At 39.8% G+C, this 26664-nt stretch carries 24 protein-coding genes and 1 pseudogene; all 25 read left to right on the top strand.

All coding sequences use genetic code 11. The annotated features are described in order from the left end of the window. The first annotated feature begins 114 nt into the window (after nucleotides 1-114). The 25 genes and pseudogenes from rpoB (at nucleotide 115) to ACQ86K_RS25245 (ending at nucleotide 26649) form a co-directional block, all read left to right on the top strand. A complete protein-coding gene (rpoB, locus tag ACQ86K_RS25365) occupies nucleotides 115-3918 on the top strand; it encodes a DNA-directed RNA polymerase subunit beta (protein ID WP_091166600.1) in 3804 nt (1267 codons plus the stop codon). Nucleotides 3919-4029: 111 nt separating this feature from the next. Further along, a pseudogene (rpoC, locus tag ACQ86K_RS25360) lies at nucleotides 4030-8320 on the top strand (DNA-directed RNA polymerase subunit beta'). Between the two features lie 224 nt (nucleotides 8321-8544). After that, nucleotides 8545-8856: a DUF3467 domain-containing protein gene (locus ACQ86K_RS25355; protein WP_090528662.1), complete on the top strand. Its 312-nt coding sequence runs from the start codon at nucleotides 8545-8547 to the stop codon at nucleotides 8854-8856. A 158-nt stretch (nucleotides 8857-9014) separates the two neighbouring features. Beyond that, nucleotides 9015-9836 carry a polysaccharide biosynthesis/export family protein gene (locus tag ACQ86K_RS25350; RefSeq protein WP_091166604.1) on the top strand — a complete coding sequence of 274 codons (822 nt, stop codon included), beginning with the start codon at nucleotides 9015-9017 and terminating at the stop codon, nucleotides 9834-9836. A 95-nt stretch (nucleotides 9837-9931) separates the two neighbouring features. Beyond that, nucleotides 9932-12355 (top strand): GumC family protein, encoded by a 2424-nt coding sequence (locus tag ACQ86K_RS25345; RefSeq protein WP_091166606.1) that lies wholly within the window; start codon nucleotides 9932-9934, stop codon nucleotides 12353-12355. 212 nt (nucleotides 12356-12567) lie between these two features. Beyond that, complete coding sequence (locus ACQ86K_RS25340) at nucleotides 12568-13608, top strand: ferredoxin--NADP reductase (protein WP_091166608.1); 1041 nt, start codon at nucleotides 12568-12570, stop codon at nucleotides 13606-13608. Nucleotides 13609-13637: 29 nt separating this feature from the next. Then, nucleotides 13638-14408 (top strand): glucose-1-phosphate cytidylyltransferase, encoded by a 771-nt coding sequence (rfbF, locus tag ACQ86K_RS25335; RefSeq protein ID WP_091166610.1) that lies wholly within the window; start codon nucleotides 13638-13640, stop codon nucleotides 14406-14408. Between the two features lie 78 nt (nucleotides 14409-14486). Next, on the top strand, nucleotides 14487-15488 hold the full coding sequence (rfbG, locus tag ACQ86K_RS25330; protein WP_431199021.1) for a CDP-glucose 4,6-dehydratase: 1002 nt from the start codon (nucleotides 14487-14489) through the stop codon (nucleotides 15486-15488). A 53-nt stretch (nucleotides 15489-15541) separates the two neighbouring features. Continuing rightward, entirely contained in the window at nucleotides 15542-16843 is a 1302-nt protein-coding gene (rfbH, locus tag ACQ86K_RS25325; protein WP_091166614.1) for a lipopolysaccharide biosynthesis protein RfbH, read from the top strand. After that, the gene (locus ACQ86K_RS25320) at nucleotides 16843-17379 is read left to right on the top strand and encodes a dTDP-4-dehydrorhamnose 3,5-epimerase family protein (protein WP_091166616.1); all 537 of its coding nucleotides are present in this window, start codon (nucleotides 16843-16845) and stop codon (nucleotides 17377-17379) included. Before rfbH ends, ACQ86K_RS25320 begins: the two co-directional genes overlap by 1 nt. Before the next feature lie 3 nt (nucleotides 17380-17382). After that, a complete protein-coding gene (locus ACQ86K_RS25315; RefSeq protein ID WP_431199020.1) occupies nucleotides 17383-17904 on the top strand; it encodes an NAD-dependent epimerase/dehydratase family protein in 522 nt (173 codons plus the stop codon). Beyond that, nucleotides 17885-18259 (top strand): NAD-dependent epimerase/dehydratase family protein, encoded by a 375-nt coding sequence (locus tag ACQ86K_RS25310; RefSeq protein WP_431200931.1) that lies wholly within the window; start codon nucleotides 17885-17887, stop codon nucleotides 18257-18259. The genes ACQ86K_RS25315 and ACQ86K_RS25310 overlap by 20 nt, the downstream gene beginning before the upstream one ends. A 159-nt stretch (nucleotides 18260-18418) precedes the next feature. Continuing rightward, the gene (locus tag ACQ86K_RS25305) at nucleotides 18419-18895 is read left to right on the top strand and encodes an acyltransferase (protein ID WP_431199019.1); all 477 of its coding nucleotides are present in this window, start codon (nucleotides 18419-18421) and stop codon (nucleotides 18893-18895) included. Further along, complete coding sequence (locus ACQ86K_RS25300; RefSeq protein WP_091166622.1) at nucleotides 18880-20178, top strand: lipopolysaccharide biosynthesis protein; 1299 nt, start codon at nucleotides 18880-18882, stop codon at nucleotides 20176-20178. Before ACQ86K_RS25305 ends, ACQ86K_RS25300 begins: the two co-directional genes overlap by 16 nt. A gap of 6 nt (nucleotides 20179-20184) precedes the next feature. Next, the gene (locus ACQ86K_RS25295) at nucleotides 20185-20487 is read left to right on the top strand and encodes a glycosyltransferase family 2 protein (RefSeq protein ID WP_431199018.1); all 303 of its coding nucleotides are present in this window, start codon (nucleotides 20185-20187) and stop codon (nucleotides 20485-20487) included. Beyond that, a complete protein-coding gene (locus ACQ86K_RS25290) occupies nucleotides 20484-20804 on the top strand; it encodes a hypothetical protein (RefSeq protein WP_431199017.1) in 321 nt (106 codons plus the stop codon). The genes ACQ86K_RS25295 and ACQ86K_RS25290 overlap by 4 nt, the downstream gene beginning before the upstream one ends. After that, nucleotides 20755-21093, top strand: a complete 339-nt coding sequence (locus ACQ86K_RS25285; RefSeq protein WP_431199016.1) for a glycosyltransferase family 2 protein — start codon at nucleotides 20755-20757, stop codon at nucleotides 21091-21093. The genes ACQ86K_RS25290 and ACQ86K_RS25285 overlap by 50 nt, the downstream gene beginning before the upstream one ends. Beyond that, nucleotides 21093-21227 (top strand): hypothetical protein, encoded by a 135-nt coding sequence (locus ACQ86K_RS25280; RefSeq protein ID WP_431199015.1) that lies wholly within the window; start codon nucleotides 21093-21095, stop codon nucleotides 21225-21227. The genes ACQ86K_RS25285 and ACQ86K_RS25280 overlap by 1 nt, the downstream gene beginning before the upstream one ends. A 92-nt stretch (nucleotides 21228-21319) precedes the next feature. Further along, nucleotides 21320-22273: a hypothetical protein gene (locus ACQ86K_RS25275; protein ID WP_431199014.1), complete on the top strand. Its 954-nt coding sequence runs from the start codon at nucleotides 21320-21322 to the stop codon at nucleotides 22271-22273. Between the two features lie 35 nt (nucleotides 22274-22308). Continuing rightward, nucleotides 22309-22530, top strand: a complete 222-nt coding sequence (locus ACQ86K_RS25270; protein WP_431199013.1) for a hypothetical protein — start codon at nucleotides 22309-22311, stop codon at nucleotides 22528-22530. 10 nt (nucleotides 22531-22540) lie between these two features. Beyond that, nucleotides 22541-23407 (top strand): glycosyltransferase, encoded by an 867-nt coding sequence (locus tag ACQ86K_RS25265; RefSeq protein ID WP_431199012.1) that lies wholly within the window; start codon nucleotides 22541-22543, stop codon nucleotides 23405-23407. Continuing rightward, a complete protein-coding gene (locus ACQ86K_RS25260) occupies nucleotides 23408-24112 on the top strand; it encodes a cytidylyltransferase domain-containing protein (RefSeq protein ID WP_091166628.1) in 705 nt (234 codons plus the stop codon). It abuts the gene before it with no gap. Then, nucleotides 24105-25025 (top strand): phosphoglycerate dehydrogenase, encoded by a 921-nt coding sequence (locus ACQ86K_RS25255; protein ID WP_091166630.1) that lies wholly within the window; start codon nucleotides 24105-24107, stop codon nucleotides 25023-25025. Before ACQ86K_RS25260 ends, ACQ86K_RS25255 begins: the two co-directional genes overlap by 8 nt. Nucleotides 25026-25033: 8 nt before the next feature. Further along, complete coding sequence (locus ACQ86K_RS25250) at nucleotides 25034-26026, top strand: Gfo/Idh/MocA family protein (protein ID WP_091166631.1); 993 nt, start codon at nucleotides 25034-25036, stop codon at nucleotides 26024-26026. Between the two features lie 20 nt (nucleotides 26027-26046). Then, nucleotides 26047-26649 (top strand): D-sedoheptulose-7-phosphate isomerase, encoded by a 603-nt coding sequence (locus ACQ86K_RS25245; protein ID WP_091166633.1) that lies wholly within the window; start codon nucleotides 26047-26049, stop codon nucleotides 26647-26649. Nucleotides 26650-26664: the final 15 nt, after the last annotated feature.

The following is a 26664-nucleotide window of genomic DNA, read 5'->3' as shown; positions in this document are numbered from 1 at the left end:
AGATGTGAGATATTAGATATGAGATTTGAGATTTTTCAAATCGCTATTTCATATCTCAGATCTCATGTCTCAAGTCTCACATCTACAAAAATTAATAACTAAAATTTAAATACCTTGGCAAACAATAATAATCAAAGAGTAAACTTTGCAACCAGTAGAAAGGTACTTGATTACCCTGATTTTCTGGATGTTCAGTTACAATCTTTCCAGGAATTTTTTCAATTGGAAACCACTTCCGACAACCGTTATAAAGAAGGGCTGTTTAAAGTGTTTGCCGAAAACTTTCCTATTTCAGATTCAAGAAACATCTTTGTCCTGGAGTTTCTTGACTACTTTATTGATCCGCCCCGTTATGATATACAAGAGTGTATCGAACGCGGATTAACTTACAGCGTACCATTAAAAGCAAAGCTTCGCCTGTCATGTAATGACGAGGAGCACGAAGATTTTGAAACAATTGTACAGGACGTGTACCTGGGTACTATCCCATACATGACGCCAAAAGGTACATTTGTTATTAATGGTGCCGAGCGTGTAATTGTATCACAGTTACACCGTTCGCCAGGTGTGTTCTTTGGTCAGAGCCGCCACACCAACGGTACAAAATTATACTCGGCCCGTGTTATTCCTTTCAAAGGTTCATGGATTGAGTTTGCTACAGACGTTAACAACGTGATGTATGCTTACATTGACCGTAAAAAGAAATTCCCGGTTACTACGTTACTTCGTGCCATTGGTTATGACTCTGATAAAGATATATTAGAGCTGTTTGAACTGGCCGACGAGGTTAAAGTAAGCAAATCAGGCCTTAAGAAATATATTGGCCGTAAGCTTGCTGCAAGGGTCCTTAAAACATGGATCGAAGACTTTGTGGATGAAGATACCGGTGAGGTAGTTTCTATCCCTCGTAATGAGATCATCCTTGAGCGTGAAACCTTACTGGAAGATGACCATATTGATATGATCATCGACTCTGGTGTTAAAACCATCATCCTTAACAAGGAAGATGCTTCAACCAGCGGTGATTATACTATTATATACAATACCTTACAGAAAGATACTTCCAACTCTGAGAAGGAAGCGGTTGAACATATCTACCGCCAGTTACGTAACGCTGAACCACCTGATGAAGAAACAGCTCGTGGTATCATCGATCGTTTATTCTTTTCAGATAAAAGATATGACCTGGGTGATGTGGGCCGGTACCGCATCAACCGTAAATTAAAATTGAGCACTTCGGAAGAAACGAAGGTTTTAACCAAGCAGGATATCATCGCGATTGTTAAATACCTGATCAAATTAATCAACTCAAAAGCTGAGGTGGATGATATCGATCACTTGTCAAACCGTCGTGTGCGTACCGTTGGCGAGCAGCTTTATGCTCAGTTTGGCGTAGGTTTGGCACGTATGGCCCGTACTATTCGTGAGCGTATGAACATTCGTGATAACGAGGTGTTCACCCCAACCGACCTGATCAACGCACGTACATTATCATCTGTGATCAACTCGTTCTTCGGAACAAACCAGTTGTCACAGTTCATGGACCAAACCAATCCACTGGCAGAGATCACGCACAAGCGGCGTCTGTCAGCCTTAGGTCCCGGTGGTCTGTCGCGTGAGCGTGCAGGTTTCGAGGTTCGTGACGTTCACTACACCCACTACGGTAGGTTGTGTACTATCGAAACTCCTGAAGGTCCGAACATTGGTTTGATTTCATCACTTTGTGTACACGCTAAGATCAACAACTTAGGCTTTATCGAAACTCCGTACAAACGTGTAGTTGAAGGTAAAGTTATGGTTGACGAGCCGGTTATCTATTTATCTGCTGAAGATGAAGACGGTAAAACCATTGGCCAGGCAAACGCTGTATACGATGATAAAGGTGAGTTTGAATTGCCGCGTGTAAAAGCACGTTTCGAAGGTGACTTCCCGGTTATTGAGCCGGAGCGTCTGGATTTGATGGATATTGCTCCAAACCAGATCACTTCAATCGCGGCTTCGCTTATTCCGTTCTTAGAGCATGATGACGCTAACCGTGCATTGATGGGTTCAAACATGCAACGCCAGGCCGTACCATTGTTACGTCCGGAAGCGCCGATTGTTGGTACCGGTTTGGAAGGCCGTGTGGCAAAAGACTCCCGTACCCTGATCAACGCCGAAGGCGATGGTGTGGTGGAGTATGTTGATGCTAACGAAATCCGTATTAAATATGACCGTAACGAACTTGATCGTTTGATCTCGTTTGAAGGAGATAGCAAAAGCTACCGCTTAACCAAGTTTAAGAAAACCAACCAAAGCACCACCATGAACCTTAAGCCTATTGTTAAAAAAGGCCAGAGGGTTGAAAAAGGTGAAGTACTTTGCGAAGGTTACGCTACGCAAAATGGCGAGCTTGCATTAGGCCGTAACCTTAAAGTAGCGTTCATGCCTTGGCAGGGATATAACTTTGAGGATGCGATTGTAATCTCTGAGCGTGTTGTTTCACAAGATATCTTTACTTCAATCCACGTTGAAGAGTTCGAGCTTGAAGTTCGTGACACTAAACGAGGTGAGGAAGAGTTAACACCAGATATCCCTAACGTATCAGAAGAAGCAACTAAAGACCTTGACGAAGACGGTATCATCCGTGTAGGTGCCGAGGTTAAAGAAGGCGACATCCTGATTGGTAAGATCACCCCTAAAGGTGAATCAGACCCATCACCGGAAGAAAAACTGTTACGTGCTATCTTCGGTGATAAAGCCGGCGACGTTAAAGATGCTTCATTGAAAACCCCGCCGTCAATTGCCGGTGTTGTTATCGATACCAAATTGTTCTCTCGTGCTAAGAAAACTTCAAAAGCTGAAGAAAAAGCACAGTTAGAGAAATTGGATAACAAGCATGATAAAGCTGTGAAAGATCTGAAAAATACTTTGATCGAAAAGTTATTTGAGATCGTTAACGGTAAAACTTCGCAAGGCGTTTATAACGTTTACAAAGAGTTACAGGTTCCTAAAGGTGTTAAATTCACCCAAAAGATATTAGTTGAGCTTAATTACGATAACATTAACCCAACGAAATGGACTACTGATGATGATAAAAACGATCAGATCAAGATCCTTCTTCATAACTTCAACATTAAGTACAATGAAGAGTTAGGTGCTTACCGTCGTGATAAATTCGCTATCAGCGTGGGTGATGAGCTTCCATCAGGTATCGTGCAAATGGCTAAAGTTTACATCGCTAAAAAGCGTAAGCTTAAAGTGGGTGATAAAATGGCAGGCCGTCACGGTAACAAAGGTATCGTTGCTCGTATTGTACGTGACGAAGATATGCCTTTCCTTGAAGATGGAACACCGGTTGATATTGTGTTGAACCCACTGGGTGTACCTTCACGTATGAACTTGGGCCAGATCTATGAAACCGTATTAGGCTGGGCCGGTAAAGAGCTTGGTGTTAAATTTGCTACTCCAATCTTTGACGGTGCAAGCCACGAAGAAGTGGAAGAGTGGATTAAGAAAGCCAACTTGCCTGAATCAGGCCGTACTTACTTATACAATGGTTTAACAGGTGATCGTTTTGATCAGCAAACTACTGTAGGTATTATCTACATGCTGAAATTAGGTCACATGGTTGATGATAAGATGCACGCCCGTTCAATCGGTCCGTACTCATTGATCACTCAGCAACCATTGGGCGGTAAAGCACAATTTGGTGGTCAGCGTTTTGGTGAGATGGAGGTTTGGGCACTGGAAGCATTTGGTGCATCAAACATTTTGCAGGAGATATTAACCGTTAAATCGGATGATGTTATCGGCCGTGCCAAAACATATGAGGCTATTGTTAAAGGTGAAAACCTGCCAACGCCATCAGTTCCTGAATCATTCAACGTATTGGTTCACGAGTTACGCGGCTTAGGTTTGGATATCACATTAGAATAAGGTTAAAGCTTAAAGGCCAAAGGTGAAAGGTTAGGACAGGTTCCGAAACCTTTTACCTTTCGCCTTTTACCTTTCGCCTAAAAAATTACCTTTAAAAAATCAAAGTAGACTATGTCTTACAAAAAGGATAATAAAATCAAAAGTAACTTTACCACCATTACCATCAGTTTAGCCTCTCCCGAGTCTATCCTTGAGCGTTCAAGCGGTGAAGTTTTAAAGCCGGAAACCATTAACTACCGTACTTACAAACCCGAACGTGATGGTTTGTTCTGCGAGCGTATTTTTGGTCCGGTTAAGGATTATGAGTGCCATTGCGGTAAATACAAACGTATCCGTTACAAAGGTATCGTGTGCGACCGTTGCGGTGTTGAAGTAACCGAAAAGAAAGTACGTCGTGAGCGCATGGGCCACATCAACCTGGTGGTGCCTGTTGCACACATCTGGTACTTCCGCTCATTGCCAAACAAAATTGGTTATTTATTAGGCTTGCCTACAAAAAGGCTCGACCTTATTATATACTACGAGCGTTACGTAGTTATCCAACCGGGTATTAAAGAATCAGACGGAATCAATAAAATGGATTTCCTTACTGAAGAAGAATACCTTGACGTATTAGATACCCTTCCAAAAGAAAACCAGTACCTTGACGACAAAGATCCTCAGAAATTTGTTGCCAAAATGGGTGCCGAGGCTTTGGAAGAGTTATTGAAACGCCTTGACCTTGACGAGATTATCATTTAGCTTGCGTCACCAGGCAGCAAACGAAACTTCTCAGCAACGTAAAAATGAAGCCTTAAAACGCTTACAGGTTGTTGAAGCTTTCCGTGATGCAAAAACAAGGATCGAGAATAACCCTGAGTGGATGATCGTTAAGATCGTTCCGGTTATCCCGCCTGAGTTGCGTCCGTTGGTACCACTGGAAGGTGGCCGTTTCGCTACTTCAGATTTGAACGACCTTTACCGTCGTGTTATTATCCGTAACAATCGTTTAAAACGTTTAATTGAGATTAAAGCACCAGAAGTGATTTTACGTAACGAAAAACGTATGTTGCAGGAAGCTGTAGATTCGTTATTCGATAACTCACGTAAAGTTAACGCGGTAAAAACTGAAGGTAACCGTGCTTTGAAATCACTTTCAGATATCCTGAAAGGTAAGCAAGGTCGTTTCCGTCAAAACTTATTAGGTAAACGTGTGGATTACTCTGCCCGTTCGGTAATTGTTGTAGGTCCTAACCTTAAATTACACGAATGCGGTTTACCAAAAGATATGGCTGCCGAGCTGTTTAAACCATTTATCATCCGTAAAATGATTGAGCGTGGTGTGGTTAAAACAGTAAAATCTGCTAAAAAGATTGTTGACCGTAAAGACCCATTAGTTTGGGATATTTTGGAAAACGTACTGAAAGGACACCCTGTATTACTAAACCGTGCGCCTACGCTGCACAGGTTGGGTATCCAGTCGTTCCAGCCAAAACTGGTTGAAGGTAAAGCGATCCAATTGCACCCATTAACCTGTACAGCATTCAACGCGGATTTTGACGGTGACCAGATGGCCGTTCACGTACCACTTGGTAACGCGGCAATTTTGGAAGCCCAAATCCTGATGCTTGCTTCGCACAACATCCTTAACCCTGCTAACGGTACGCCTATTACTGTACCATCTCAGGACATGGTGCTTGGTTTGTACTACATAACCAAAGGCCGTAAAACTGATGAAACGCGCGTGGTTAAAGGACAAGGCTTAACTTTTTACTCTGCAGAAGAAGTAATTATCGCTTATAACGAGAAAAAACTTGATCTGCATGCGTTCATTAAAGTTAAAGCTTTAGTTAAAGAACGCGATGGCAAAATCGTAAACAAAATTATTGATACTACTGTAGGCCGCGTGTTGTTTAATCAGCATGTACCTGTAGAAGTAGGTTATATCAATGAGCTGCTTACCAAAAAATCACTTCGTGATATCATTGGTGAAGTAGTGAAAATCACCGGTATGGCACGCGCGGCCCAGTTCCTTGATGATATTAAGGAATTAGGATTTAAAATGGCGTTCCAGGGCGGTTTATCATTTAACCTGAAGGATATCAATATCCCTGCAGAGAAAGTTACTTTGATCGAAACAGCTTCTAAGCAGGTTGATGAGGTTATGGGTAACTACAACATGGGTTTCATTACCAACAACGAGCGTTACAACCAGATCATCGATATCTGGACACGTATCAACAACCGCTTAACTGCTAACGTGATGGATATCCTGAGCAATGATAACCAGGGCTTCAACTCTGTTTACATGATGCTTGATTCAGGTGCGCGTGGTTCTAAAGAGCAGATCCGTCAGCTTGCAGGTATGCGTGGTTTGATGGCTAAGCCTCAAAAATCAGGTTCAGGTGGTGAGATCATCGAAAACCCGATCCTTTCAAACTTTAAAGAAGGTTTGTCGGTATTGGAGTATTTCATCTCTACCCACGGTGCCCGTAAAGGTTTGGCGGATACGGCGTTAAAAACAGCGGATGCTGGTTACTTAACCCGTAGGTTGCATGACGTTGCCCAGGATATGATTGTTGGTGAGGTTGATTGCGGTACCTTAAGAGGTATCTACACAACTGCACTGAAAGATAACGAGGATATTGTTGAGCCTTTATATGACCGTATTTTAGGTCGTACTACGCTTCATGATGTTCATGACCCTATCACTAACGAATTGTTAGCAGTAGCCGGTCAGGACATTACCGAAGAGGTTGCCAAAAAGATCGAGAATTCTCCGTTAGAAGGTATCGAGATCCGTTCGGTATTAACTTGCGAAAGCAAACGTGGCGTATGTGCATTGTGCTACGGCCGTAACCTTGCAAGCGGTAAACGCGTGCAAAAAGGCGAGGCTGTTGGTGTAATTGCTGCACAGTCAATCGGTGAGCCTGGTACACAGTTAACACTTCGTACATTCCACGTGGGTGGTACCGCGTCAAACATTGCTGCGGAATCTCAGATCAACGCTAAGTTTGATGGTATCATCGAGTTTGAGAACGTACGTACTGTAACTTATGAAACTGCTGAAGATGGCTCTGTTGATGTGGTATTAGGCCGTTCGGGCGAGTTCCGCATTATCGAAGCCGGAAGCAATAAAGTAATTGTTACCAATAATATTCCATACGGTTCATACCTGTATGTAAAAGATGGCAGCAAGATCACCAAAGGCGACCGTATTTGTTCATGGGATCCGTATAACGCGGTAATTATCTCTGAATTTGCAGGTATTGCCCAGTTCGATGCAGTATTGGAAGGTATCACTTTCCGTGAAGAATCTGACGAGCAAACCGGTCACCGCGAAAAAGTGATCATCGATACAAGGGATAAAACTAAAAACCCTGCTATCCAGATTGCTGATAATAAAGGTAACATCATTAAAGGATATAACATTCCGGTAGGTGCACACATCGCTGTTGATGAAGGCGATAGGTTACAAACCGGTCAGGTTATTGCTAAAATCCCTCGTTCAACCGGTAAAACGCGAGATATTACAGGTGGTTTACCACGTGTAACCGAGTTATTTGAAGCACGTAACCCTTCAAACCCTGCTGTAGTAACTGAAATTGACGGTGTGGTAACTTTAGGTGGCGTGAAACGCGGTAACCGCGAAATCACCATCGAATCAAAAGATGGCCAGGTTAAAAAATACCTTGTACCACTTTCAAAACACATCCTTGTACAGGATAATGACTTTATTAAAGCTGGTATGCCATTATCAGATGGTTCGATATCTCCGGCGGATATCCTTGCTATCAAAGGCCCTGCTGCAGTGCAGGAATATCTTGTTAACGGTATCCAGGAAGTTTACCGCTTACAGGGTGTGAAGATCAACGATAAGCACTTTGAGGTTATCGTTCACCAGATGATGCAGAAGGTATCTATCGAAGATGCGGGCGATACCCGTTTCTTAGAGCGTGAAGCTGTCGACGGATGGGATTTCATGACCGAGAATGATGAAATTTACGACAAGAAAGTTGTTACTGATCCGGGTGATTCAACTACATTGAAATCTGGTCAGATAGTTTCATTACGCCGCTTACGCGATGAAAACTCGGTATTGAAACGTCGCGACCTTAAACTGGTTGAAGTGCGTGACGCTATCCCTGCAACATCAAGCCCGATACTGCAAGGTATCACCAGGGCGTCGTTAGGCACCAAGTCGTTTATCTCGGCAGCATCGTTCCAGGAAACTACCAAAGTACTGAACGAAGCAGCTATCGCAGGTAAAAAAGACAACATGCTTGGCCTGAAAGAAAACGTTATCGTAGGTCACTTAATACCTTCAGGTACCGGTTTACGCGAATACGAGAATATCCGTGTAGGTTCACAGGAAGAATTTGACCGCCTGATGGCTTCAAAAGCAGAAGAGTTGGAAGCTTAATTGCCAGCTACTTAAATAATTTATTAAGCCTCCCGGTTATCCGGGAGGCTTTTTTTGTCTTTTTTTTAAATTGTTAAAACAAAAGTAAAACATCTCTGTTCTACGTTCGACCTTGCGCAAGGTCAATATGGGGTTGATCCAAGTTATCTAAAGTAAAACAAGGCTCAATAATCACCTCAAAAAAAGGCTGTTTATGGAGAACGTCTTTTTGTTATTTTAGTAGGATGGAAGAACAGAACGAAAATCAGCTCAACATTGAGCTTTCAGAAGAAATTGCAGAAGGTATCTACTCAAACCTGGCTATCATTACTCATTCAAACTCTGAGTTTGTATTGGATTTTATCCGGGTCATGCCAGGCGTACCCAAGGCTCGGGTAAAGTCGCGGATCATATTAACCCCCGAGCATGCCAAACGCCTTCTTTCGGCCTTGGAAGATAATATTGAAAAGTATGAAGCCATTAACGGCCGCATCAAAGTACAGCCTGATCATCCGGGTTTTCCGATGAATTTTGGTGGTACAATGGGGCAAGCATAATTTTGATTATTATATTAAAATGCACTTTTGATTAATAAAAAGTTATGCTAATAGCCTTTTTTAAAAAAAATAATAAAAATTTATTGCAGTTGTGAAAAAGTGTGCATATATTGCAGTGGTCTAAACTTACATCTATTTAAAGTATGAAATCTTAACTTATGAGAAAAAAGTGTCTATTAAATTCATCTTTATTTCTGTTTATCTTATCTATTTCTCTTAATATATTCTCCTGTTCATCAAGCAAATTAAAAGTACAGTATTTTCAGGATATACCGGATTCTGGGCAGTTAAAACAAATTGCGAGAGCGGAGTATACGCCTCCCGTTATAAAAGTCGATGATATTTTAACGGTTGTTGTTCAAACTATTGATCCCCAAAATACTGCTGTTATTAATTTAGGTAATGTGCCTGTTGCAAGTACGGGGATTTCATTGAGTTCAACAACTGCAGCTGCAACAACTCAGCAATCATCGGGTTATTTGGTAGATAAAGATGGAGCTATAGTGTTGCCAATCCTCGGCAAAATTACGGTGGCTGGCCATACGACATCTGAGGCTACCGCTATTATAAATGAAGTAGCATTAAAATTTTATAAGAACCCAACTGTCATAGTTCGTTTTGCAAATTTTAAAGTAAGTGTTACAGGCGAGGTACTTAAGCCCGGCGTTTATGTAATGCCAAATGAAAGGGTGAGTATCCTTGATGCGATAGCATTAGCCGGCGATTTAACAATTTTCGGAAAAAGAGAGAATGTGCTTTTAATTAGAGAGAATGAAGATGGAACCAAAACACCATATAGGGTTAATCTGAAGAAAAGTAATATTATGTCTGCTCCTTATTTTTACCTGAGGCAAAATGACGTAATATATGTAGAGCCAAGGAAGGCTAAATCTGATGCAACTGATGCATCTCAGGCTAAATACATAACATTAGCAGCTTCTATTTTGTCAGTATTGATCATATTGGCTACCAGAAAATAAAAGCGTTAATGGTATACTTTGATCGCAAACTTTAAATATTATCTAAAATTGAAAAGTTTGTTTAATTGTTTTTAATCTAAAATATTTAGTATATAATGGGTACACAAGATCCTACCGCTCAAAATCAATCATTTAAAAGCTTTCAGGAAGAACAGGGCGTTGATTATAAGAAATTCATATCAAAAATTATATCCAACTGGCCTTTATTTGTAATAAGCGTTATCGTATTTAGCTTAATTGGGTTTGCATACAAAAGATATGGTACCGCCAATTATAAAGTAAATGCAATGATGATTGTGCAGCCCGACGATAAATCATCTGGAAGCACTGGTGCAATGGGGGGCTTAAGTGGTCTTACCGATATATCTTCGTTGTTCGGGATCCCTAACAACGCCGAGAATGAGGCGGAGATTTTGAAATCCAGAACCCTGTTAAATAATGTTGTAAAGGCACTTCAGTTAAACGTCATCATTTCAGGCAAAGGAACTATAAAAGATCAGGAACTTTTTAATGAAGCGCCTTTTGAGGTAATTGTTGCTAATAAAACAGATTCGATAGTTGCCAGGAAATATATATTAAAACTTAACGGCGATACTATCAATGTTAAGAATAGCAAGGAAAATATTGATATCAAAACTACCTATGGCCGTATAATAAATTTGCCCCAATATAACCTGATCTTTGTAAAGAAAAATAAAGCGGTTGATCCTAGAGGCTATTCAGTAGTGATCAACTCAACAGAAGCAACTGTCGAAAGCCTTTCTAAGGTCATGTCAGTCAGTTTGCCAAGCAAGACAACGACAACCATTAATATTTCCCTGGAATATCCCAACGCCAAAAAAGGTGAAGCGATTTTAGACAAATTGATGGAAATTTATTTGAAAGGCGACAGGGACATCAAAGTCCAGATCGCTGATAGCACGCTTGCGTTTATTGATGACAGGTTAAAACTGGTAGGCACGCAGCTTTCAGGTGTAGAGAAAAACTTTGAGCAGTTTAGAAGAGAAAATAAGATTGCCGATGTAGATGAGCAGTCAAAGGCCCTGATAGGTGCATCAAGTGATTTTCAAAAACAACTGAGCACCATTAATGTTCAGATTTCTGTAATTCACGATTTATTGAAATATCTAAACGATCCCAATAACAAGAAAATAATTCCTGCGACGGCAATCGGTACCGATAATCAAGGATTTAGTGATGCAATTGGCCAATACAATGCCCTGTTATTGGAGCGTGATAAACAAAGTTTGGTAAGTACCGATAGCAATCCTTACGTACAGTCATTAGATGCTCAAATAGAAAGTTACAGAACTATAATCTTAAAAAATATAAATTCTTATTTGAAAGGTTTACAAGTAAGTAAAGATAACCTCGAAAGCCAAAATAAGACATTTAACAATAAAATAGAAACTGTACCCTCTCAAACAAGAATATTTTTGGATTATACAAGAGAGCAAACTGTTAAACAGGATCTATATGTTTTCTTATTGCAAAAACGAGAAGAAACAGCTATTTCAAAAACTTCAACCATCTCAACTGCGAGGATAGTAGATCATGCCAAAAGCGACTATGAACCGGATAAATCCAAAATTAATTTAGTTGTTGTCCTGTTGATATTATTCGGATTCTTAGCTCCGATAATTTACCTCAGTATCAAAGAAATATTAAACGTTAGGATAGTTACAAAGCTTGACGTAGAAGAAAATACTAAAATTCCTGTGGTTGGCGAAATTAGTCATAACAAGGCAGGAAATAATTTGGTAGTTGATTCTAAATCCCGGACTATTATTTCAGAACAGTTTAGGGCGATGAGGACAAACCTTCAATATATATTGGATAACGAAAAGCCGCAGGTGATACTTGTTTCGTCAAGTATGAGCGGTGAAGGCAAATCCTTTATATCATTGAACCTAGGAAGCGTTTTATCGTTAAGCGGAAAGAAGGTAGTATTTATCGAACTCGATTTGCGTAAACCTAAGTTGTCTCAGAATTTGGGAATGGAAAATAGCAATGGATTTTCTAACTACGTGGTGTCAAGTAACATGGACATTGACGCAATTCTGAAGCCGACATTTTTTAGTGAGAATTGTTTCCTTATCAGCTCGGGTTCTATTCCTCCGAACCCGTCAGAGTTGTTGTTGAATGATAAACTCGGTATTTTGATCAATGAGTTAAAAAAGAGATTCGACTATATCATTATAGATAGCGCGCCAATTGGCTTAGTTTCTGATGCGTTGCTGATCGAGAAGTATGTTGATCTGTCTTTATACATCGTACGTCAAAAATATACATTGAAAGTACAATTAGGTATTATAAATGACTTGGCAGAAACTAATAAGCTGCGTAAAGCTTATCTGGTGATAAACGATATTGATTCGAAAAGTGGTGGCTACTATGGGGCTGGCGGTTATGGTTATGGTTATGGTTATGGTTATGGTTATGGTTATGGTTCTGGCTATGGCTATGTTGAAGACTCAAAACCTAAAGGCAGCTGGCTGTCCAACTTGTTTCGAAAATAGATAATAAAATTGGTTCTTTTTGCTCTGATCTACGGTTCGTAATTAGCAAGAGGCATCATTTTGAGGCCCGGCAATGATTCATGGAGTTAATAATTAGCGATAACTCCATGTATTAACAATTAGCAACTCCTAATTCAATTTCTATATATGAGTTGCTTTGCTATGGCTAACAGTTAACATTTTTTGTATTGTTTGATAAGTTTTAATCGGTAATGTTTTATTTCACTTTACAAGTTGTAGATATTAGGCAAGAAACCTCCGATACAGTTACACTGTGTTTAAAGCAACCCGGCTTAAAGAAAATTAAATATTTGCCGGGCCAGTACCTTACACTGGCCTTTAAAATAAACGGAAGGAAATATAATCGTCCTTACTCATTTTCGTCGGCTCCTGGTGCGGATCCTCATTTAGAGGTAACCATTAAACGAGTTCCGGGTGGCATCGTCTCAAATCATATTAATGATTTTGTTAAAGTTGGTGACCAGGTGGAAGTATTGCCGCCAATGGGTGATTTTATATTTGATGAGACTGTAATAAGCAATGATAAGCATATTATACTGTGGGGGGCAGGTAGTGGTATAACACCTTTAATATCCATTGCAAAATATATCCTTCATCACAAAACAGGTCACAAAATAAGCCTGATTTATGGTAATAAAAACTCGGAATCAGTGATTTTTGGTGATAAAATCAGTGAACTGAAGAAAAACCATCATCAGGAATTAAAAACCTGGCATTTTCATTCGCAGCTAAAGATATCAGATAGTAACCCGGAAGTTATTGAAGGAAGAATAAGTCCGAAAAAGGTGCTTTCTGTAATGAAGGGAGAGTTGGACCTCGAAAACACCGTCCATTATATATGTGGCCCCGCTGGTTTAAAAGAATCGGTTAAAGAGGTTTTAGCAAGCCTTGATGTTAAGTCGCATCAGGTGTTTTCGGAAGAATTTGAAGTGGTTTTAAACCCGAAAGATTTTGAAAATATAACCACGCAGGTTGTACAGATCAAGGTGGGAGATACGCTTAGCAAGGTTGAAGTTGTTAAAGGAAAAAGCATATTGGATGCGGGTTTGGATGCCGGTTTGGAGATAGATTATTCGTGTCAGACAGGAAGTTGTTTGGTTTGTAAAGCTAAACTGTTAGCAGGAGAGGTAAAGATGCCGAAGCCTGCAGAAGAATATGAAAAACTACTTCCGGATGAATGTCTTTTATGTTGTAGTTACCCTGTGACGGATAATGTTCAGGTTAGTGTTTAATTGCTCTACTTAACTTAATGAAAATATAAATGAAAGTTGTATTACTCGCTGGAGGTTTAGGAACCCGCTTATCCGAAGAAACAGTTTTAAGACCAAAACCCATGGTTGAAATTGGAGGCATGCCTATTTTATGGCATATCATGAAAATTTACTCTTCTCATGGCTTTAATGACTTTGTTATCTGTTTAGGTTACAAGGGCTATGTAATAAAGGAATATTTTGCCAATTACTTTTTGCATAAATCAGATGTAACCATCGATCTTAAAGATAACTCGATAAAGGTTCATGATACGCAGGCCGAGCCATGGACGATAACTCTGGTTGATACCGGTAACGAATCAATGACAGGCGGACGTATCAAACGCATTAAGCCCCATGTTGGTAATGAGCCTTTCATGCTTACTTACGGCGATGGCGTTAGTAATGTTAACATTACCGAGTTAGTGAAGTATCATAAAGAAAAAGGAAAGCTTTGCACTGTTACATCTGTACAGCCATCCGGTCGCTTTGGTGCTATTAATCTTAATGAAGATAATTCTGTGCACTCCTTTATGGAAAAGCCTAAAGGCGATGGCGCATGGATTAACGGTGGTTTTTTTGTATGCGAGCCGGGTGTTTTTGATTTCATAGAAGGCGACAGCACTATATGGGAAAGAGAGCCGATGGAAGAAATTGCGAAAGCCGGCGAGATGGTTGCTTTTAACCACGATGGTTTCTGGAAACCAATGGATACCCTGCGTGATAAGCAGGAGCTTGAAGAAGATTGGTCACAACATAAGGCTAAATGGAAAATCTGGTAATATGTTTAAAGAGTTAGAAGCGATATATAAAGGAAAAAAGTTTTTTTAACCGGCCATACCGGTTTTAAAGGCTCGTGGATGTTAAAGATCTTAAGCATGCTGGGTGCCGAAACCACTGGTTACGCATTAGCTCCTCAAAATGATTTTGATCTGTTTCATCTTATTAATGGCGATAAAATTTGCCACTCAATAATTGGTGACCTGCGTGATAAGACTAAATTAACGGCTGCTATTACTGATTGTCAGCCGGATTTTGTTTTTCATCTCGCTGCTCAGCCATTGGTTAGGTTATCATATGATATCCCTGCCGAAACGTTTGAAGTTAATGCTATTGGTACAGCTAATGTACTTGATGGCGTTCGCTTACTTGATAAAGCATGCCAGGTTGTATTAATTACAACGGATAAGGTCTATCATAATTATGAATGGGTTTACCCGTATCGGGAAACAGATCGTTTAGGTGGTTATGATCCTTATAGTGCCAGTAAAGCCTGTGCCGAATTAGTTATTGATTCATACAGAAACTCCTTTTTTAATACAGCTAATTATTCAACTCACTTAAAATCTATTGCGGTAACAAGGGCTGGTAATGTGATTGGCGGCGGAGATTGGGCTAAAGACAGGTTGGTACCGGATATAGTTAGGTTTTTATCAAAAGAGCAAAAGATAATTATCCGTAACCCAAATTCGGTAAGGCCATGGCAGCATGTGCTTGAGCCTGTACTTGGTTACTTATTGTTAGGTACCAGGATGGTAACTGAGCCGGTAACTTTTGCTGATGCCTATAATTTTGGCCCAGGATTAAGTGATGCTTTGCCCGTGCATAAAATGGTTGAACTGGCCATAGAAAACTGGGGTGGCGGCGAAGTGGAGATTTTCAATTCAGATAAACAGCCCCATGAAGCCGGCCTTCTGAAACTTGATATCAGCAAGGCGCTTACCAATTTAAACTGGAAGCCTAAGTATCAGGCTACTGAAGCCATTGAGAAAACGATAGGTTGGTATAAGCATTATTTGAGCAATCCTGATAATATTGATCAATTTACTGAAAGCCAAATAGTAGAATTTATAAACAAATAAATCAGGAAAATAAGATATACCCCGATAAAATAAAAAATTAAAACTAATTCGAGATGTTAAAAAATATAAACGACCCTGAGTTGGAGAAAAGCCTGAGAGCTATTGCAAAGGCACAAACTGAAAAGATTATTGTTCCAGGAAAAAACTATATCCCTGTAACTGGTAAAGTGTTAGACGAGGAGGATATTTTATTTGGTGTTGAAGCAGCTTTAGATGGCTGGTTAACTACAGGTCGTTTCGCCAATAAGTTCGAAGCAGATTTTGCGAATTATTTTGGCGCGCACAGGGCCTTATTGGTCAATTCGGGATCATCGGCTAACCTGGTTGCTTTTTATGCACTTACTTCTCCCAAACTTGGCGAACGAGCTATTGTGCCTGGCGATGAAGTAATTACAGTAGCAGCCGGATTCCCTACAACTGTAAATCCTATTGTTCAGTTTGGTGCTGTACCGGTTTTTGTAGATGTAGATATTGCTACACACAACGTAAACGCAGATTTGATTGAAGCCGCGGTTTCTGATAAAACCAAAGCTATCATGATTGCCCACTCTTTAGGTAACCCATTTAACCTGGATGAAGTTATGCGTGTGGCCAAAAAATATAATCTTTGGGTTGTTGAGGACGATTGCGATTCGTTGGGCGCCACTTACCGCGATAAAAAGACAGGTACTTATGGTGATATCTCTACATTCTCGTTCTATCCTGCGCATCACATTACTATGGGCGAAGGTGGTGCTGTATTGATCAATAATCCGGAGTTATCTAAAGTTGCCGAGAGTTTCAGAGACTGGGGCCGCGATTGCTATTGCGAGCCAGGTAAAGATAATACCTGTGGTTGCCGTTTTTCGCAACAATTAGGCTCGTTGCCATTTGGGTATGACCATAAATATACTTACTCACACGTTGGCTTTAACCTAAAGGTAACTGATATGCAGGCAGCTTTTGGTGTATCTCAACTTAATAAGGTTGACGCATTTGTTCAAAAACGTCGCGAAAACTACAAGGCTTTATACCAAAGGATGAAGCAGTTTGAGGATATATTTATATTGCCGGAACCTACTCCAAACAGCGACCCTTCGTGGTTTGGCTTCCTGCTAACCTTAAGAGAGGGGGATGCTGCCGATAGGCACATGCTGGTTCAGCACCTTGAGGAAAGCAAAATAGGTACCCGTTTATTATTTGCAGGTAACCTTTTACGCCAGCCGGCTTATGCCAATATCAAACATCGTGTGGTTGGTGATCTTACGAATACTGATATAATTATGAACAGATCATTTTGGTTGGGTGTTTGGCCTGGACTCAACGAAGATCATTATGATTATATGGCCGATGTAATTAAAGATTATTTAAGCTAATGGAACTCGAAAAAACCTTTATCGACGGGCTTTCAATTATCCATTTGAATTTGTTCAAAGATAATAGAGGGGCATTTACCAAAGTTTTTAACGCCGCATTTTTTGAGGATAACAACCTGGTAACGGATTTTAAAGAAAACTACTTTTCGGTTTCACATAAAGACGTTATCCGCGGAATGCATTTCCAGACTCCTCCTGCAGAGCATACCAAAGTTGTATATGTTAATCAGGGAAGTATAATAGATGTAGTGTTGGATATCAGAACAGGATCGGCAACTTTCGGTAAATATTATCATACCGAAATTTCGGCCGGGAAACCGAAGCTGGTTTACATACCTGTTGGTTGTGCTCATGGCTTCCTTTCGTTAGAGGATGATACGATGGTTTCCTACCTGCAGACATCGGTTTACGATCAATCCTGCGATAAGGGAATTAAATGGGATACGTTCGGAATGGATTGGGGAGTGGCGTCCCCCATCATATCTCAAAGAGATAACCTGTTTCCGGATATTGAGACATATAAGAATATATTTTAAGTCATGAAAATTGTTGTAACAGGGTCAACCGGGTTTGTAGGGCGTCATTTAGTGCCCGAGCTTTTAAACGAAGGCCATGAATTGCTTGAGCTTACCCGAGATACAGCTAAGTCTGAAAACTTGTATGGTGCCGCTACGCAAAAACATTTGCTTGATGCCGACCAGGATGGATTGAAAAATGCTTTGAAAGCTTTTCAGCCTGATGCGGTGATACATCTTGCCTCTTTTTTAACGTCGGCTGATGACTACAACAACGTGACTAAACTGATAGATTCCAATATCATTTTTTTATGTAGTTTATTGGATGCATTGAAGGAAACGGACTTGCAGCTATTTATCAATACCGGAACTTTTGCCGAATATTTTAAAGGGGATGGTATTTTAAAACCAGCATATTTGTATGCTGCCACTAAAACCGCAAGCCGTTCGTTTTTGGATTATTACAGCAATGTATACAATTTCAAAAACGTTAATGTAATTCCATACACCATTTACGGCGGAAAAGATTCACAAAAAAATTATTGATATCATATATGAATCAATAGGCGCCGCTAATCCTGTCGACCTGTCGCCGGGTGAACAGGTACTTGACTTCATTCATATCCAAGATGTGGTTGATTTTTATAAAGCTTTAATTAAACAGGCTGCTACAGTACCACACAACTCAACATTTCAATTGGGCACCGGAAAAGGCAGTACCATTAAGCAGCTGGCAGCCACTATTGAAGAAGCATCAGGAGGCAAAACAAAAATAAACTGGGGTGGGAAAGCGTACAGGCCATCCGATGTAATGTATGCTGTTGCTGATACTGAGTTGGCAAAAGCTGTTTTAAATTGGAGTAGTAATGTAAGCCTTGACCAGGGGGTAAAGATTTTTTAGGTGATAAATAATTTTCAAGCCGGATAACGTGAAAAAGTTAATCAATTTAATTCTTAATCCGCAAAAGTTAGGAGATGGAATCAAAAGGCGGTTTTATTATTTATCCTACAAGAACAAATTCGGTAAACTGGGTAAAGGCGCGATTATAAGGAGCAAAATTTGGCATACCGGGGGAAGAATATTTTTATCGGTGATAAATGTGCTATTGGCCCTTATTGCAGGATAGAATCATATAGTAATTATAATGGGCAGGCACTGAACCCAAAACTGGTTATAGGTTCATTTACGTCCTTACAACATGCGGTGCATGTTTATTGTGCCAATTCTGTTGTTATTGGTGAGGGGGTGGTTATTGCAAGCGGGTGCATGATAACAGATAATAATCATGGTACTGATCCTGAAGGTGATTTTTATCTAAAACAACCTTTAAAATTTAGAACAACCACTCTTGAAGACGGTGTTTGGTTGGGAGAAAACGTTTGCGTTTTGGGCGGAGCCCATATAGGCAAAAGATCTGTTATCGGTTCTAATAGTGTCGTTTCTGGTGTCATACCACCATTTTCTATAGCAGTTGGAAATCCGGCAAAAGTAATTAAACAATACAACTTCGAATCCAAACTATGGGAAAAAGTTTAATATTAAAGAAAGTATCATTTGGTTTCGTTACCGGGGCTATCAGTTTGGTGATAGATAGTTTGGTGGGGCTTTCTATATTGCCATTGTTACTGAAGTTTTTATCAAAGGATATTGCCGGACTTTGGGTTTTCTTCATGTCGTTCACCGGCATTGTTTTACTTGGGCAGGCGGGGTTAGCTCCCGTAGTAATACGGTTAAGTGCCGAAATAAAGGAAAAACGTGAGGAAAGCAGGTTCTTTGACAACATATGGTCTAATATTACCCATTCGTTTTTAGTTGCAACATTTTTGGTATTGCTCATCTGTGGCGTACTTTATTTTGCTTACATCCGCGAGGTATTGATTAAAAACAACTTCCTGGTAGAGGGAACCTATTGCTGGATATTCTTAAGCCTGGGCAATGCGTTAAGGATTTACGGTATCAAATACCTTCACATTATTAACGGTCTGGGCGAGGTTGGCTGGGATAAGGTTGTCAAGATCATGGTTTCGGTAACCACTTTATCAGGTTATTACCTGGTATTAAAGTTGAATTTCGGCTTTAAAGCTTTAGGGCTTTCGTTCCTGGTATCAAGCGCATTGTTTTATGCAGCCTCTTGGCTTTTATTTGAAAGGTTTAACAAAGGGGTTTTTATAAAGCGTATAACCAAACCTGTTATTGCACAATTGAAGTATTTCTTTAAGGAATCGGGCAAGATACTGGTGCTTAACCTTACATCATTCTTCGTAATGCAATCCGATATTTTCATTATTGAAAGGTTAGCCGGCTTAAAAATAATTCCATATTACTCAGGCTTGTCGCGGATCGTAACTATCGTTATTGCTGTTAGTAGCCTGGCTACGCAGTTGATTTATCCTTTTATAGCACAGAAATATGCAGCGAAAGATTATGACGGCTTACGGAAGTTGTACTACAAAAACGTAATCGTGGCGATATTGATAAGCTTCGCCATAGGTTTGCCCGCGTTATTGCTTGCACCTTATGTAGTGCCTTTATGGTTAGGTAAGGGAGGATATTTGGGCAGTACATTGTTTGGTTTAATGTTGTTGCTTGGTGTTATATATGCGCATCATAATGCACACGCCAGCTCAATTATAGCAACCGGAACAACAACGTTTATGGGGGCGGCTATTTGTAATGCTGTTTTGTCATTATCCCTTGCTATTGTTGGGGGTATGAAATTCGGAATGATAGGTATTGTTGCTGGTAACATATTAGGAACAATTATACCATCAATTTATGTGGTAACGTGGTCTTTAAAGTTTATAAAAAAGCTAAAATAATAGGTGATGGCAAAATTAGCGGCAATTACTACTTCGCACAATGAGGATTATCAGTTTAACAACTGGCTAACCCATTATGAAGCATATAAAGATGAAATAGATTACCATATCATTGTTGAAAATAATTCGAACGAATTATATCGCGAAAAAATAAGGGAGAATTTTCCTAACGCTATTATTTTATGGCAAAATGAAGATTTGGGTGTTGCGCGCGGGTTTAACGAGGGGATAAGATATGTTATGGAACACACCGACGCGGAACTAATTTTGTTCATGATGCAGGATATGTACATACCCAAAGGGGGGTGACCATACTAAAAGACCTTCTGCTGGCATCGGATAAAACCGGGGTAGTAGCTGCTGTTAACCTGTACGAAAACCGCTCAAATATTATCCGCGAGCATGGTGGTAATATCAATAAGAAAGACTTTACCGTAGATAAATTTTTCAAAGATGTACCATTGAGCAAAGAGATTCCGGAAGACCTGCAGGTTGATTTTGTATGCGGCGGCAATTACATGATGAAAACGAAGATCTTTAAAGAGGCCGGTTTGTATGATGAAAGGATATTTATGTATGGAGACAGAATCCGATCTGTTTATCCGCGTAAAAAAAGCAGGATATGATATCATATCAACCACCCGTACGCAGTGCTGGCATGAACATATCTATCTATCGGCAGCTGCCAGGTTACCAAGTAACCATGCAGTGTATTATACAGCCCGTAACTATTTTTATTTGATAAAAAAGCATGGTAATGGCGCTAATTTCAGGTATGGGCTATTTAAATCGGCTAAAGTAGCTGCCAGAAATATTGCCCGGTTTTTTGTGTATGAAAAGAATTTTGTAAAAATAAATTTAATGATGAAAGGTTACTATAATGGTATCTTTTTAATGAATTTAAAAAAGGATTAATGGTGAAAAAGAAGTTGCCAAATAATACAGGGCTGATAACAACATTGTTTTTGTTTGGCGTTGGTTTATGGCGTGTAACCCCGCTTACGCTTGAAGTTTCGGTAGCTTTACAGGCACTTAGTTTGCTTTTTTAGGGATGCTCGTATTTCAATACAAGCCCCAGGTTCCATTACTCTTTAAAAAAGAGATATTCTTTATTTATGCATCTGTCACCTGTAGCACTGTTATGGCTGCTGTTTATCATAAACAAGGCCTGTCTACAACATTAGTTACGCAGCGTTTCATGTATTTTTATCTGGTATATTTTGCGTTAGGAGCATTAAATGTATCAAGCGCCAATGTAGAAAAAGCGTTAAAGTATACAGCCATTTTTTTCGGATGCATGTACTTTTTGCAGTACCTTGTATATCCGGCAATGGTTTTTTATTTTCCTAAAGTTCAAATCGAACGCTCCACTTTACGCTTTAGGGTTGACGGTTTTGAATTTCTGATATTTTTGGCTGCTTTTTCAATCAACAGGATCTTAAATAAAAACATATTATTTTATCCCTTGCTGATATTGTCGCTGGTGGTAAATCTTTTATCAGGATCAAGGTTCCTTGTAGCTATTACTGTCTTTACTATTGGACTGGTTGCATTCAAGTCAAAAAATGTCAGCTTCGGTTTAAAAGTGTTCGTAGTTGTTTTATTTGCACTTTCAGTATTTTTTATAATCCCTTCAACATATGTTAGTACTATAACCGAAACTACCCAAAAGGAGTTAGCCCAGGGCTCGGATTATATCCGTATCCCGGCAGCATACTATTATTTAACTACTTACAATACGGATATCCCGACATGGATTTTTGGTAATGGAGTATATGATGCTAACTCATCTTATGGCCTTCAGGTATTGGCAATCGGGGAAAATTTTGGTTATTATTTGGGCGATATCGGGTTTATCGGTGAGTTTGTACGCTTTGGTATATTTTATTTTGTTGTTATATGTGTGTTGCTGTATCGGGCTATTAAGCATAGTCTTAAAGTAGATCCCGTACTAAATTCTTACCTCATAGGTATTACCGTATTTTATATAATAAGTTGGCCATTTGGTCATGCGCCTGGAATTATTCTGTTTTCCGCGGTATTGTATCTCATAGGGAAGAAACGTTATGAACAAAATAATTTTCAATTAGCGTAAGTGGTGGGAAATAGGCAATTAAATAACTTAAGATAATGAAAGTAGCTTTTGTAGGTAAAAATTTCAAAACGAAGTATTCTGGCGGAAGAATCCATGCATGGATGATGGCCAATGCTTTTGCCGCACAAGAGCATCAGGTTGATTTTTATACCAATATCAAGCCATCTTTTGCCGATGAACTGAGCATATACTCGGGTAAGGAAAAGATTAGGTTATTAATCAGCTCTATTTTCTTTTTTACAATCCGGGAAATATGACTTAATTGTATTGGTTCCCCATCTGGCATCAAAAAAGTCGTTCATTATTGATAAGTTCTTGTTTTACCCGCTGGTTAAAAGACTTAAGAAAGCATCTAAATGTCCGGTATGGTATATAGATTTTGAGAGCCCGAACTGGATAGGTGAGATGGTGCCGGGTGCCAGGTCCGAAAGTGCTTATGAATACAGCAATCGGGCCCTTCAATATGTAGACACTATACTGTCGACTACCAAAGAAGGAATGAAATATGCCCGGGCCTATTATTCAAAGTTTAATGCCGGATTAAACTATAAACAACTGTATTTGGGTATCAACTCAAAAATAGCCGAAGGGTTTGTTAGCAGTGAGAAAACCAGAAAAGTAGTTTACTTTGGAAGGTTTAATGAAAAGCACAAAAATGCGGGCGTTCTTAATAATATTGTAAAGGCGGTTCCTGAAGGTTATACGCTCTTAGTTATCGGCAATAAAGACAGGCTTGCCCCTGATTTATATCAAAGTTTAGTTAACGAGGCCCGGGCAGGTAAGGTAAACCTTGTTTTCCGTTCGGACATTTCAGAATCTGAAAAATATTCAGAGCTGGCATCAGCTCAATTATTGCTGTACAGTTCAACATTTGAAGGGTATGGTTTGCCGCCTATTGAGGCCCAGTATGTTAATACCCCGGTTTTATGTTCGGCTATTCCTGTTTTGCAGGAGGTAAATGCCAAAGCGGATTTTGTGGATTTCGCAGATTTAGAAGCGTTAAAAAAATTGGTACATAAAATTTTAAACCAAAAGCTTGCACCCAATGAGTTGCATAATTACGTAAGCTCATTTGCGGGCTTTGAGCAATATGCAGTTAATTTAAATAGGCTGTTAAACGATATATCAAAGTAAATGAAATACAAATATGTAGCAGAAATACCCGTGCGTTTGGGTAGTAAAAGAGTTCCAAAGAAGAACCTGCGTTTAATAAATGGTAAGCCAATGGTTGCTTATGCCATTGATGCCGCTAAACAATCAAGTTTTATTGACGCTGTTTTTGTAAACTCAGAAGCTGAGATAATGCGCAAACTTTGTGCTGAGTATGGTATCGAATTTTATGAACGTAAGCCTGAGCTGGCCGAGGACCATATTGTACAGGATCAGTTTAACTATGATTTTTTGTGTAACGTAGACGCCGAGAACCTGGTTTTGATCAATCCGGTATCTCCTTTGGTGTTACCCTCAGATATTGATGATGCTATAAGGTTTTACGAGGAGCACCAGTTGGATACGCTAATATCGGTGAGAGAAGAAAAGCTGCAGTCGTTTTATGACGGTAAACCTTTAAACTTTAAAACCGATGGCTTGCTGCCCATGACACAAAACCTTGTGCCTATTCAGCTTTGCGCTTGGACTGTTTGCATCTGGAACGCGAAGAAATTTAAAGAACACTACGAAAAGCATAACTATGCCGTATTTGTAGGTAACTATGGCTTATATCCATTTGACGCCGTACGTTCGATCAAGGTATCATCTGAGGAAGATTTTATCCTGGCCGAATTATATCTGAAATCTAAAATGGCTGAAAACGCCGAAAAAATAGAATACTATGAGTAAAATATTAACATCTCCCTCTTCTTTTGGCCAGGTTGGAAAAGAGCCTGTTGACTTGCTTGTTGAAAGTGGTTACGAAGTAATTGACAACCCCTACGGAAGAAAATTAACGGAAGACGAAGTAATAGAACTGGCTAAAGATTGTGTTGGCATAGTTGCAGGAGTAGAGCCGCTTACCGAAAGGGTAATGGATGCATTACCAAACCTGAAATGCATAAGCAGGGTAGGCATTGGTATGGACAGCGTGGATTTGAAACATGCCGCCAAAAAAGGAATAATTGTAAAGAATACGCCTGATGGGCCAACACGTGCAGTTGCAGAGCTTACGTTGGCAATGACACTTACATTATTACGCAAAATTCCGCAAGCTCATTATGATATGAAAAACGGGCAGTGGAAAAAACAAATAGGTAACCTGGTGCTTAACAAAATTGTCGGCGTTGTTGGTTTGGGCCGTATCGGAAAACTGGTAGCGCAACTATTCAGGGGCATCGGAAACCCGGTGATCGGCTATGATCCTTATGCTGATCAGGCATGGGCATCAAGTAATAACGTGGAGCTTGTAGATATGGAAACTTTACTTACTAAGGCGGATATAGTTACCATTCACGTACCGGGTAATGAAGATGGTTCGGCTGTTATTGGCGAAAATGAGATCAGCAAGATGAAGGACGGATCATTTTTGATAAACATTTCCCGTGGAGGTATTGTTGATGAAGCGGCATTGTACAATGCGCTTGCAGGCAAAAAACTGACAGGTGCCGCTGTCGATGTATTTTCTGAAGAGCCTTATTCAGGCGCTCTGTGTACGCTCGATAATATCGTACTTACCCCCCATTTAGGGTCATATGCCGAGGAGGGTAAATTATTAATGGAAATTGAGGCGGTTAAAAATCTTATTAACGCTCTAAAATAACATATACTATGAATTATAAAGTAGGGATAATAGGCTACGGCGTAATGGGTAAAATACGCCATCAGGCAATAGATGAAATTAAAAAAGGGACTGTTATTGCTCTGTCAGAACCCAACGGAGAGCCGAATATCAACGGAATTCCTAATATCAGCCACGAAGAAATCCTCAATCACCCGGAAGTTGATGTGATTATTGTTTGTACTCCTAACTTTTTAAACAAGGAGCTTACCATCCGCGCGTTAAACGCACGTAAACACGTTTTTTGCGAAAAACCTCCGGCATTTACAGGTGCTGATATTTTAGAGATTCAGGAAGCCGAAGCAAAGAGCGGTAAAAAACTGATGTATGGTTTTAACCACCGTCATCACGATAGCGTAATCCATATGAAAAATCTTATTGACAGCGGTCAATACGGTAAGGTTTTGTGGTTGCGTGGCCGCTATGGTAAAAGCGTTACAGCCGATTACTTCAACCAATGGAGAGCAAAAAAGGAATTAGCAGGTGGTGGTATCCTGATGGACCAGGGTATTCATATGCTTGATTTGTTCCTTTACCTGTCTGGTGATTTTGATGTTATAAAATCTGAAGTTTCAAATCTTTACTGGCACATGGATGTTGAAGATAACGCATTCGTTATTCTTAAAGAATCAGCTACAGGTAAAGTAGCGTCATTGCACTCTACAATGTCGCAATGGCGCCATTTGTTTTCACTTGAGATATTCCTTGAAAAAGGCTATATGGTTTTAAACGGCCTTATCACATCTTCAATGTCTTATGGAGAGGAAACATTGTCTATTGCAAGAAACAGGTCGACAGCGCCAGCCGCTACCTGGAAAGACGAGGTGGTAACCAAATACGTTAATAATAACAGTTGGCGTTATGAAATGGACCATTTCTTCGATTCAATTAATGAAAATAAAGATATTGAAATAGGTAACTCCAAAGATGCCTATAAGCTGATGAAAATTATCGACAAGGTATACGAACAAAAAGATTTTTAAAAAAGATAACCCCTACTAACATGGAAAGACAAGGAAAAATTAAAGATTATTTAGCTGACTATACGTCACGTTTAACCGATATTTTAAATAAAATAGAGGTTGAAAAGCTTGAGCAGGTTATTACTGCCATGATTGAAGCGTTTAAAAACAAAAATACTATTTATGTAGTTGGCAACGGCGGAAGCGCGGCCACCGCATCTCACATGCAGGCTGACTTCAGGTTTTTTGTACGTTATTTTTCTAAATTCCGTCCAAAAATCTTCGCATTAACAGACAACGCGCCAATGATAACTGCCATTGGCAATGATAACAACTTTGATGATGTTTTTGTTGAACAAATGCGTGGCCAGTTTGTTTCCGGCGATTTATTGATCGCGATATCTGCAAGCGGAAACTCACCAAACCTTGTAAAGGCTGCCGAGTTTGCAAATGAGTTGGGCGGTACTTCAATTGCGTTTGTGGGCTTTTTAGGCGGGAAGTTGAACGAAATTTCTAAAATTTCATTGTACACGCCAAATCCTAAAGGTGATTACGGGCCGATTGAGGATGTACACATGATACTTAACCATATCATTGTAAACTACCTTTCGGTAGACGAAGAGTTTCTTGCTTTAAACGCATAAGCAACGTTAATACAG

The sequence above is a fragment of the Mucilaginibacter sp. P19 genome (assembly GCF_050632265.1).
Lineage (GTDB): Bacteria > Bacteroidota > Bacteroidia > Sphingobacteriales > Sphingobacteriaceae > Mucilaginibacter > Mucilaginibacter gossypii.
This window is presented reverse-complemented; position numbering and strand designations above follow the sequence as displayed.

Excerpts from the sequence above, each read along its gene's own strand:
- ACQ86K_RS25355 (WP_090528662.1), top strand. The coding sequence starts at position 8,545 with ATGGAAGAACAGAACGAAAATCAGCTCAACATTGAGCTTTCAGAAGAA.
- rfbG (WP_431199021.1), top strand. The coding sequence starts at position 14,487 with ATGTTAAAGATCTTAAGCATGCTGGGTGCCGAAACCACTGGTTACGCA.
- ACQ86K_RS25280 (WP_431199015.1), top strand. The coding sequence starts at position 21,093 with ATGGTGAAAAAGAAGTTGCCAAATAATACAGGGCTGATAACAACATTG.
- ACQ86K_RS25340 (WP_091166608.1), top strand. The coding sequence starts at position 12,568 with ATGTTTTATTTCACTTTACAAGTTGTAGATATTAGGCAAGAAACCTCC.
- ACQ86K_RS25300 (WP_091166622.1), top strand. The coding sequence starts at position 18,880 with ATGGGAAAAAGTTTAATATTAAAGAAAGTATCATTTGGTTTCGTTACC.
- ACQ86K_RS25315 (WP_431199020.1), top strand. The coding sequence starts at position 17,383 with ATGAAAATTGTTGTAACAGGGTCAACCGGGTTTGTAGGGCGTCATTTA.
- ACQ86K_RS25285 (WP_431199016.1), top strand. The coding sequence starts at position 20,755 with ATGGAGACAGAATCCGATCTGTTTATCCGCGTAAAAAAAGCAGGATAT.
- ACQ86K_RS25255 (WP_091166630.1), top strand. The coding sequence starts at position 24,105 with ATGAGTAAAATATTAACATCTCCCTCTTCTTTTGGCCAGGTTGGAAAA.
- rfbF (WP_091166610.1), top strand. The coding sequence starts at position 13,638 with ATGAAAGTTGTATTACTCGCTGGAGGTTTAGGAACCCGCTTATCCGAA.
- ACQ86K_RS25275 (WP_431199014.1), top strand. The coding sequence starts at position 21,320 with ATGGCTGCTGTTTATCATAAACAAGGCCTGTCTACAACATTAGTTACG.
- rfbH (WP_091166614.1), top strand. The coding sequence starts at position 15,542 with ATGTTAAAAAATATAAACGACCCTGAGTTGGAGAAAAGCCTGAGAGCT.
- ACQ86K_RS25260 (WP_091166628.1), top strand. The coding sequence starts at position 23,408 with ATGAAATACAAATATGTAGCAGAAATACCCGTGCGTTTGGGTAGTAAA.
- ACQ86K_RS25270 (WP_431199013.1), top strand. The coding sequence starts at position 22,309 with ATGAAAGTAGCTTTTGTAGGTAAAAATTTCAAAACGAAGTATTCTGGC.
- ACQ86K_RS25250 (WP_091166631.1), top strand. The coding sequence starts at position 25,034 with ATGAATTATAAAGTAGGGATAATAGGCTACGGCGTAATGGGTAAAATA.
- ACQ86K_RS25245 (WP_091166633.1), top strand. The coding sequence starts at position 26,047 with ATGGAAAGACAAGGAAAAATTAAAGATTATTTAGCTGACTATACGTCA.
- ACQ86K_RS25320 (WP_091166616.1), top strand. The coding sequence starts at position 16,843 with ATGGAACTCGAAAAAACCTTTATCGACGGGCTTTCAATTATCCATTTG.
- ACQ86K_RS25295 (WP_431199018.1), top strand. The coding sequence starts at position 20,185 with ATGGCAAAATTAGCGGCAATTACTACTTCGCACAATGAGGATTATCAG.
- ACQ86K_RS25345 (WP_091166606.1), top strand. The coding sequence starts at position 9,932 with ATGGGTACACAAGATCCTACCGCTCAAAATCAATCATTTAAAAGCTTT.
- ACQ86K_RS25350 (WP_091166604.1), top strand. The coding sequence starts at position 9,015 with ATGAGAAAAAAGTGTCTATTAAATTCATCTTTATTTCTGTTTATCTTA.